The sequence below is a fragment of the Pseudoalteromonas sp. P1-26 genome (assembly GCF_001401795.1).
Classification (GTDB): Bacteria; Pseudomonadota; Gammaproteobacteria; order Enterobacterales; family Alteromonadaceae; genus Pseudoalteromonas.
Genome location: NZ_LKDX01000078.1, coordinates 1 through 9,479, shown reverse-complemented (window position 1 = coordinate 9,479; position 9,479 = coordinate 1). Strand labels below are relative to the sequence as shown.

Here is a 9,479-nt window from a genome sequence, read left to right as displayed (position 1 = left end):
ATTCAGGCTCCTAGGATCATCTGGTGATACAGATGGTTCACTCATTAAGCGGTGAACAGCGCTTCATACGACTTCACGTCGCACGCCCCAAAATGAGTTAAAGTGAATGCTCTAATGACGGCTTTGAGCGAATAGTGGTCATTAGAAAATTACTTTTCAACACTGATTTTGTGTCCAATTGCTATGTGTTTCTCCTATATTCAGGAAAACAACCCATTTGGTCGTTTTTACCTTTTTCATAATCTCTATAATGATTAAAAGTTTATCTGTAGCAACAAGTTAGTTAGTGTGGTAGAACTGGTACAATGATAAAAATGACCCGCGGCTCGGTAGAAAAACGACCCAATGAGTCGATATTAAATTGTTAGCTTCCAAGGAGTAAAATGCAACCAATTTGGATTGACAAGATAGAAGTTGCTAGACGACAGATTACTGAAGCAGTGACTCTGTTTTTTGAGTTACGTGATTTTGTAGTGATTCATACTGTTATTGCATCTGCTCATCAGGTGTTAATTGATGTGGGCAAAGAGCAAGGAATAGTAAGTGTAGTCAAGAACCCAAAAGGCATGACGAGAGAGGAATTCAGGAAGCATGTAAGAACTGTCAATGAACCTTATAATTTTTTCAAACATGCAGATAAAGATCCTGAAGGAAAGATAAATATCGCTCCAATTGAGAGATTTACATCTGATTTCATGCTTGATGCAATACTAATGCTTCAAAATATTTCGGGTGAAATTCCTCTCGAAGCAAAGATCTTCTGGAGTTGGTTTGTCAGTACATACCCAGATGAGCTCAGCGATTGTCCTGAAGATGGAGCCCTTAAGCACCTGATGTCTTTAGGGCTAAATGAGTGGGATTTTCCTACAATCAGGCAGTTTCTAACATTTGGTGAAATCATGCAGGAGGCTAACAAGTAAATCCAGGTGACGCCTAGGGCGCACCTGATTTAGGCGTTAGCAATTTAATTTAGCATTTAGAAAATCTTTTAACCCCTTTTGGTGTGTTCGAACGTTATTAAAAAACAATAATTAAAATTTCAGGAAAATATGAACAATAAAGTCTTTAAACCCCTCATCGTTAGCTCACTCGTTCTATGCAATTATGTCAGCGCTGCAGATTGTTATGATGTGTCACAAAATATTGCCAAACAACTTGAAGATAACTACGTCATTGAAAATACAGCAACAAGGTTAGCTCAGTTAATACGTTCGCAAGTATTTTTATCTGGTTGTGAACGTCAAAAGTCATCTGAAGATATTGCTGAATTTATGACCTTGGAATTAAACAAGATTGCAAATGATAAACATCTTTCTGTTGTTTATGATCCAAATTGGGTTAGTGAATTGAAAGATTATCGTTCGTCAGCACAAACTGAGGCGTTTGCTGATAGTCGTGTCATGGAGACTCCTATAGACAACTATGGTTTTAAAAAGGTTGAATTGCTTGATGGCAATATTGGTTACCTCGATATAAGAGCTTTCTCTGACAGTCACTTAGGAGGTGAGACGCTTGAAAATGCGATGAAATTTTTACAGCATGCCGATGGTATCATTATTGATTTAAGGAACAATTATGGCGGTAGTCCATTTATGGTGACTTCCTTAGCAAGTTACTTCTTTGACCTAGATACAGTCCATTTATCAACTTTTGAAAGCCGTGAAAACGGTGTGTTAACTCAAACGCAAGATTGGACTTCGCCATATGTACCAGGTCCTAGGTTTAAAGATACTCCTCTTTATATCCTCACCAGCAGTAATTCTGCATCCGCTGCAGAAGGCTTTAGCTATTCAATGCAAAGTTTGAATAGAGCAACCATTGTTGGAGAGGTAACTGCTGGCGCCGCTCATGGTAGAAGTACTGAAATAGTAAATAATGATTATATTCTCACTTTACCATCCACACGACCTGTAGATCCAAGAACAAATGACAACTGGGAAAGAAAGGGGGTGAAACCAAATATTGAAACAAGTAGTGATAATGCATTTTATGTTGCTTATGCAGAGGTGCTTAATTCCTTAATCAAAAGTAATAGTAAAAACCTTGGTTTGCATCAATGGGTCTATCCATTGGTTAAAGCAAAATCGAGCCAATACCAGCCAAGTCAGAGTGATTTCAATCAGATAGTAGGTACGTTTGGAGAGCGCAAGATATTCCAAAAAAGTGGTAAACTCTTTTATCAATATTCAAATGATCCGGCGTTTGAAATTGAGTTACTTGATAAAAAGACCATTGTTTTTAAAGCGTTTACTGAAGCAAGACTGCAAGCAATATATAAAAATAAGCAAGTCATTGCATTGAAAATGCTCTCTTTGGGTGAGGATGAAAGAGTGTTTCAGAGAACGATGTAAAAATTGCTAACAAGGCTGTTAACACGGACAAAAAATAGTTGGCTTTGATTGTACCTAACAAAATTCTAGCCAACTATTTTTAGCTGGTTACAACGGCGTGAAGATCCGCTTTTGGCACAGAGTCATCCTTCGGCGCTAAATTGTTTCTGTCCAACTTCAAGTTCATCGGATCTTGGTCGGCACATTTATGCCCGTTTCTTGATAGAGTCGTTACTCTGTTCAGATTATTGTACTGAGTATTAAAAAACATTGTTTGTTATTAGTTTCAAGCTGGTGTTTAATACATCCTCTTAGTGCATTCCGCAGCCTGATTCTTGCATAAAAGTTTGCTTAGCCAAGCGCCTACTCTAAAAAGTGGTTCAGACAAATCCTTTTATCGATTTATTTCCTCTACTTTTCAGCCTCTATCTAAATTTGCTTGGTGCTTTAAATGTTGAATAAACATCGAGATCTTTTTTGCCAATTGTTTTCTGGAAGCGTAAAAGATATACAAAACCAAATCTTCAGGCTCATATTCCATTTTTACTATTTCCAGAGAACCAGCATCTATTTCATTACGACAGAATTCGGTGGGCAGTATAGCAAACCCCAGAGCAGCTAATGTGCCAGATTTAGCGAGATGCCCGCTATTGACCTTAAATGAAGACTGTACTTTTTGAGTAATAAGCTCACCTTTAGTATTTTTGAAAACCCAAGGTGCTCCATGTAACGCAGTAAAAGTATTGATACATGGGACGTGTTTCAAGTCGGTAACCTGAAAAGGTCTGGGAGAGGTCTTTAAGAGTTTTGGGGATGTCACAACAGAGCTTGGCCAACGCTTTATCTCCTTAGCTACCCAATTATTATCTTCGAGCTTTCCTCTGTGAAAACTTAAAATCACGTCAAACCCATCAAGTAAATCCTCTTTCGGGCTGATACTTGTATCGCAACATAGTGAAATTGAGGGATGCTTGGTACAAAAAGACACGACTGCTTGAGCTAAAGCAGGCGAGTCTGGCATTAAAACTCTAAGCTGCCCAACGACCTCATGAGAGTGCTGTGTCACTTCCTCAAGAGCATCATTAAGTTTGTCAAACAATGGCTGTGTGCGTAAGTAGAGATGTTCTCCTGCATCTGTTGGAGCGATTCGGCGTGTGGTTCTGTTAAATAGTCGTATATCCAGTCGCTCTTCGAGCAAAGCAACATGACGACTGATATTTGATGTAGGCAAACTTAAAAATTCCGCAGCACGTTTGAAGCTGTTGTTCTCATAGACACAGTGAAAACTTTTTAGCCACTGCTGGTCAATTTTATCAAGCATCTTATTTAATCCCATAATATTGGATTATCAAACCAATAAAGCACACTTTATTACCAAAAATAGGCCTATACAATACTTATCACTAAAGTTATATGAAAAGGTTTCCGATGAGTTGGTTAGAAAAACTGTTAGATAAGAAGAATATAATCAGTACACGTAAAGCTTCTATCCCAGAGGGAATATGGACTAAATGTCCATCCTGTGATCAGATATTATATCGCATTGCCCTCGAAGAAAATTTAGAGGTGTGCCCAAAATGCGATCATCATATGAGGATGTCAGCATGCCGCCGCTTAGACAGCTTTTTAGATAAAGGAGAGCGAATTGAGATCGCGAGTGAACTTGAACCGAAAGACTTTCTACATTTTAAGGATCTGAAACGCTACAAGGAACGCCTTGCTCTAGCCCAGAAAAGTACTGGGGAAAGGGATGCCTTAGTTGCGATGAAAGGAAAACTTATGGGCTTACCTGTTGTTGCCTGTGCATTCGAGTTTTCTTTTATGGCAGGGTCGATGGGCTCAGTTGTAGGTGCACGTTTTGTTCAGGCAGTTGAAGCTGCTGTAGATGCAAATTGTGGATTAGTTTGCTTTTCTGCCAGTGGTGGCGCTCGTATGCAAGAATCTCTGATATCGTTAATGCAAATGTCAAAAACTAGTGCTGCGTTAAATCGGTTATCCAGTAAAGGCTTACCATATTTTTCTGTATTAACAGACCAAACATTGGGTGGCGTTTCAGCGAGTCTAGCCATGCTAGGAGATATTAACATTGGCGAGCCGAAGGCAATTATCGGCTTTGCTGGACGTCGCGTGATAGAACAAACTGTTCGGGAGAAATTACCTGTGGGCTTTCAGCGGAGTGAGTTCCTCTTAGAGCATGGCTCTATAGACATTATTATTGATAGGCGTGAAATGCGCAAACGAATTGGTGGATTGTTGGCTAAAATGACAAATACAACTATTCCTTTAAATCCATAGCTTATAGGTACTGTGGCGAAGCAGAACTAGCCAACAAGATAAAGCTCATTCAAATGGGTTTAAAACATTTAAAGGTATTCAAAGTTATAAAGCCATTTATGCCCAAAACTTTCTTTCCATCGCGACCACCGCCAATAAAGGTGGTTTTCGACGTTTTGGATACGAAAATTACCTGAAAGCAGGATTCGACTATGTGCTGCCAGTCAGATGAGGCTAAAGCCTATGCGTCTAAGCTGTAATGTAAGCTCAAATAGGCTACCACACGAACAAAAATGTGTATTCACAGCTATATTCCATATAAGAAAAGTTAAAACTTGCCCAATTCAACTAAGCACTGCTTTCGAAGACCGCAAATTTCATTGAACAATGATTTATTAAACCTCACTCGAACAGCAAAACCATTACCATATGCAACAATACCTTGCGGTGCAGGTAGATACCATTTGTTCAGCATTCCCATATACAATGTAATTTGAGCTCTTTCATATAAATTTACTCCAGTATAGTTTCGAGACTTAAACTCACATACAACAAACCTAAGCTTTAATAGATTGAAGAATAGGGCATCTGGCATACCGACTAGATTCTTATTTTCTACCTTTATTGGTTTTCGCCCCCCAACATCACCACAAAGAAATAGATAATAAAGAGGCACTTGTAGCTTTCTCTTAACGCTATACCCTTTTGCAATAAGCACGATCACTACGATAGAGAAAACTAGGAAAATTTGAATAATAAGTAACATATGAAACCTATAATAGTTAAAAACACAGCGCGTATTAGATTTGAACTTTTACCTGCCCGGGCGTGCTCTCGCGTGCCTCTTTTAGCCAGTTTTTTATCGAATGCACCACCTTTAGCTTTCCTAAATAATTCTCTATCTGAGTAATAAAGGGCTAATTGGGAGACTGGTATTGATTTTTTTTGGTTCATTTACACCTCCTTATGCCACTCATTATTTCACGCAAAAAAATTGAGGCAGAGATTAAAATCGAGAAAATTGAGTTTTTTTTTGAATTCCAGCGCAATTGTTTAACCAGGGTTTAATGGAAGACATACAAACACTAAAACAAGGCAAAGCTGTGATTTATTTAAACCAAGTCGATCTAAAAAAACTGGTCCAAGAGCAACTATCTAAGTCTGGAATAGTTGATGCTTCTACGTATAGCTATGTAAATGAACTAAGCAAGTTGCTCTCTGATCACCGACATGAAGCTCTATCTCTGGCACTTATAGGGGAGCTGAAGCATAAAGCTAATTACTTAACTGACTTAGCTGAAAAATCGATGCGAATGTATTTCATCCACTTTCTGGAAGATATTGTGATGGGAAGAAACTCAAGAGCTGCAGTGGACATCAAAGTTCGATGTGAATACTGTTCCGGGTTAGCATCACTTTCAGAATCAAAGCACATATTCAAAGGTAAAGATCACGGTTTAATTTATCTTTGTGAAAACTACAAATCAGGATGTGATTCATACGTTGCAGTGCACAAAGGGGATAACTTACCTCAAGGAACCCTGGCTAATGCCGGCACTAGAAGCGCAAGACAAAAGGCACACAAAATATTAGATGTACTTTGGAAAGAGTGTGGTTTTGCAAGAGTTGATGTGTACAGACAGTTGGCTAACTACCTAGAAGTTAAACCTAATGATTGTCATATTGGTAAATTCACCGAACAACAATGTGAATCAGCGATAAACTTTACGAAACTTATAATTTAATTATTCCACAATACCCGTTAATACTTTTGGCATTCCCAACCCATAGCCTTGGCCAAAACAAAAGCCAAGGCCTCTTGCTAATTCTACGTGTTCTTCAGTCTCCAAGCCCTCAGCACAGACTTTACATCCGAAAGACTCGTTGAAAGTCGATACGAATTTAAAAACCTTCTGGCAGTTAATATCATGCAGAGACTTAATACCAAAGTTTCCATCAAGCTTTATCATGTACACATCAAGCTCGCATAGCATTTCAAAATTAGAGACACCGGTACCAAAATCATCAATCGCAAATAGATACCCATTTGCTGTCATTGAATTGGTGTTCACCAAAACATCATTGAACATCTTGTGCGAACAGGGGCGCTCAGTAATTTCAAATATCACTCTTGTCATATCAATTTTGAATTTTCGAAAATAATAATTAACCAGTCGCTTAAAGCCCTCAGAAGCAACTTGGGCAGGTTGTGACTTCTCATCGCCTTATCAGGCGATGCTTCTTATTTCGTTAGCCGTTGCTCGATAGTATCGAGACTTATGCAGCTTCCATAAGCAGAGACGACCGTCCAGCCGCCTTTAATTCCAGAATGCCTTTATCCCGGATATTTAGGGCGGCATTTAAGTCGCGATCAATATCTCTGGTACCGCAAGACGGGCAATCCCATTTGCGAACCGATAAGGGCATTGCTTCCATTTTATGACCGCAACAATAGCAGGTTTTAGAACTGGCGTACCACTGATCTAGCTTTACTAGGTGCTTACCTTGCTCTTTCAGTTTGTATTCCAATTTCGCAACAAAGCTATGCCATGAGGCATCAGCAATATGTTTTGCAAGTTTGCGGTTTTTCATCATATTGGCTGATTTCAATGTCTCAACTATCACCGCTTGGTTTTCGTCAACGAGAGTTCGAGAGAGTTTGTGTTGAAAATCAGCGCGAGCATTCGCTACCTTTTCATGACATTTAGCAATAAGTATCCGAGCTTTTGCACGATTAGCACTGCCTTTGGCTTTTCTGGATAGCTGACGCTGCTTACGTCTGAGATTCTTCTCAGCGCGTTTTACAAATCTTGGGTTGGCTGTCTTTCTGCCGTTTGACTCAATCGCAAAATGAGACAAACCCAGATCGACACCTGTCACTGCTCTTAACGTGTGGAGAGGTGTTGAGAGTTCCACTCCATCATCCGCAAGGATTGATGCGTAGAACTTACCTGTCTTGCTCAGGTTTACAGTGATGCTTTTAATCACACCCGCAATCTCACGGTGAACATTCGCCTCTATAGGCTTCATTTTTGGAAGCTTAATTGCCCCATCAAGTACCCTTACACCCACGCAGTGGTAGCTCGACTGCTTGCCATGTCTACGTTTGAATTGTGGATACTTGGCTTTCAACTTCGGATTAAAGAAGTTGTCGAAGGCTTGGTGAAGATTGATCACCGATTGCTGTAAGGCGATTGAATCATATTGCTTCAACCAGTGGTATTTGCGGGATTTCTTAGCAACGGCAAGCAGTGGTTTTATATCCTTTTTTGGATTCAGTGTGACACCATGCTTGCGGTACATGTGCGATTTTAAATGCAGCGCTTTGTTATACGCAAAACGCACGGCACCAAACTGAGCGATTAAAAACTCAGCTTGCTCTTGTGTTGGATAAATGCGTACTTTTGTTGCTTTTAGCATTTCATTGCTCACCTGTATAATTTCAAGATATTATCGGCTTATATTGGGGTTGTAAAGTGAGTGCATACAGCAAAGAGTTACTTCAAGACTGCCTCAAAAAAGGCACTGCCTGAGCAAATTGATTATTCATCTGGTATTTACAACGAAGTACAGGCGCAAGTTGTTTACTGGAGTTATGATCGAACAATTAAGGGAAGCTTTTGACTCAGTGTGTGTAAAACTTGAATGCGAATTGATAGAAATGGATGGTGAACAGGATCACGTTCATTTACTGATCTCATACCCTCCTAAACTTTCAATCAGCCTAATGGTTAACAACTTAAAAGCAGTTTCATCTCGTATACTACGACTACAAAACACGCACCTTACAAGGCAGAGCACAAGCTCCGCCCTATGGTCTCGTTCATACTTTGCTTGCACTGCTGGCGGTGTGACTATTGAAACATTAAAAGCTTATGTGGAAAGTCAATCAACCCCAGATTAAGACGCTATCGCGTCTTACGCCTTATATCCCCGCCCTAATCGGGCGAGGGTTTACGGCGAAATCGCTAAAATAATCTGGCCTGATGCGCGTCCGTTACCCAAATCTAACCACATTAGTGATTTATTATAACGAGAACCACGATTATCATTAGCAAAAAAACGCCCCATATCAGCACGAACCTTTGCTTTATCGAAAATTCACCGAGAAAACCCCGTGATCAGAGCGAAGTGATGTCGCGGGGATGAATCTGTGTCACCCCTGCTCTTGAATATATTTTCGTATTATCTCTGCACTAGCATTTCCTACAGAACACACAAAGTATCCATCAGACCAAAATGTTTTCTCTTTCTAAAATTGGTTTTTGAGGTAAGGAAATGATTTCCAGATTTTAGTAGTTGTCGCTTGTTTAATCCTCCTTGCGTACTAGCCTACAGAATATCGAGTGCCGATTGTAATCAGCATATGAATGTGATCTTTGTCTATTTCAACCTCTTCGATCCTGAAGTCAGAAGATAGAGAAACATCGAAAACCGTTTTCTTAACAAACTTACCCAGATTTCCGTTTAGTAAAGGTTTTCTGGATTTAACTACCAGAATTAAATGAAGTGCAATTAAATATTTGCAGTGAGATTTAGTTTCATATTCCAACTTGACAACTCGACCTTATACAGTAGTCTATACAGTATATGAAAAAGACGCTCAGATACAACTACAGGCTAAATCCTACCCCAGAGCAAGAAGCTAAGCTTATTGAGTTTAGTGCGACAGCGCGTGGCATTTGGGATCTGTTGTTGTCTGAAAATATGCGTCGATATGAGTACGATAAGACGTTCTTGTTTTACAAAGGAATGGCCTCGCTTCTTAAGGAATTAAAGCCTTTCGAAGAGTTTGCGTGGATTAAATCTTTTGATTCAGCAGCGGCTCAGCAGGTTGCTCGCGATTTAGAAACTGCTGTTAAGAATGCTTTTTCA

At 39.6% G+C, this 9,479-nt stretch carries 9 protein-coding genes and 2 pseudogenes; 6 read left to right on the top strand and 5 right to left on the bottom strand.

What is annotated here, in order from left to right; translation table 11 throughout:
• Positions 1 to 383 precede the first annotated feature (383 nt).
• Both AN394_RS20445 and AN394_RS20440 read left to right on the top strand, forming a co-directional pair.
• The gene (locus tag AN394_RS20445; protein WP_055022424.1) at positions 384 to 920 is read left to right on the top strand and encodes a hypothetical protein; all 537 of its coding nucleotides are present in this window, start codon (positions 384 to 386) and stop codon (positions 918 to 920) included.
• Between the two features lie 129 nt (positions 921 to 1,049).
• Positions 1,050 to 2,351 (top strand): S41 family peptidase, encoded by a 1,302-nt coding sequence (locus tag AN394_RS20440; protein WP_055022423.1) that lies wholly within the window; start codon positions 1,050 to 1,052, stop codon positions 2,349 to 2,351.
• 397 nt (positions 2,352 to 2,748) lie between these two features.
• Here the strand turns inward: AN394_RS20440 and AN394_RS20435 are convergent, their stop codons facing one another.
• Positions 2,749 to 3,651 carry a LysR family transcriptional regulator gene (locus tag AN394_RS20435; protein ID WP_199528393.1) on the bottom strand — a complete coding sequence of 301 codons (903 nt, stop codon included), beginning with the start codon at positions 3,649 to 3,651 and terminating at the stop codon, positions 2,749 to 2,751.
• 107 nt (positions 3,652 to 3,758) lie between these two features.
• Here AN394_RS20435 and accD point away from each other — a divergent pair, with 107 nt between their 5' ends.
• On the top strand, positions 3,759 to 4,625 hold the full coding sequence (gene accD / locus AN394_RS20430; RefSeq protein ID WP_055022421.1) for an acetyl-CoA carboxylase, carboxyltransferase subunit beta: 867 nt from the start codon (positions 3,759 to 3,761) through the stop codon (positions 4,623 to 4,625).
• 307 nt (positions 4,626 to 4,932) lie between these two features.
• Here the strand turns inward: accD and AN394_RS20425 are convergent, their stop codons facing one another.
• Positions 4,933 to 5,370, bottom strand: a complete 438-nt coding sequence (locus AN394_RS20425) for a hypothetical protein (RefSeq protein WP_055022420.1) — start codon at positions 5,368 to 5,370, stop codon at positions 4,933 to 4,935.
• Between the two features lie 301 nt (positions 5,371 to 5,671).
• On the opposite strand from AN394_RS20425, the gene AN394_RS20415 reads away from it, so the two are divergent.
• The gene (locus AN394_RS20415) at positions 5,672 to 6,349 is read left to right on the top strand and encodes a zinc-finger-containing protein (RefSeq protein WP_055022418.1); all 678 of its coding nucleotides are present in this window, start codon (positions 5,672 to 5,674) and stop codon (positions 6,347 to 6,349) included.
• Here AN394_RS20415 and AN394_RS20410 read toward each other — a convergent pair.
• Positions 6,350 to 6,802: pseudogene (locus tag AN394_RS20410) on the bottom strand (EAL domain-containing protein); the annotation flags it as partial. It abuts the gene before it with no gap.
• Between the two features lie 79 nt (positions 6,803 to 6,881).
• Positions 6,882 to 8,024 (bottom strand): RNA-guided endonuclease TnpB family protein, encoded by a 1,143-nt coding sequence (locus AN394_RS20405; RefSeq protein ID WP_036973776.1) that lies wholly within the window; start codon positions 8,022 to 8,024, stop codon positions 6,882 to 6,884.
• A gap of 64 nt (positions 8,025 to 8,088) precedes the next feature.
• Between AN394_RS20405 and tnpA (AN394_RS20400) the strand changes: the two genes are divergently transcribed.
• Entirely contained in the window at positions 8,089 to 8,508 is a 420-nt protein-coding gene (tnpA, locus tag AN394_RS20400) for an IS200/IS605 family transposase (RefSeq protein ID WP_036973777.1), read from the top strand.
• Positions 8,509 to 8,760: 252 nt separating this feature from the next.
• On the opposite strand, the pseudogene tnpA (AN394_RS22360) reads toward tnpA (AN394_RS20400), so the two are convergent.
• A pseudogene (gene tnpA, locus AN394_RS22360) lies at positions 8,761 to 9,156 on the bottom strand (IS200/IS605 family transposase).
• 38 nt (positions 9,157 to 9,194) lie between these two features.
• On the opposite strand from tnpA (AN394_RS22360), the gene AN394_RS20395 reads away from it, so the two are divergent.
• The coding region (locus tag AN394_RS20395) for a helix-turn-helix domain-containing protein (RefSeq protein WP_152968961.1) at positions 9,195 to 9,479 on the top strand (285 nt) is incomplete at its 3' end.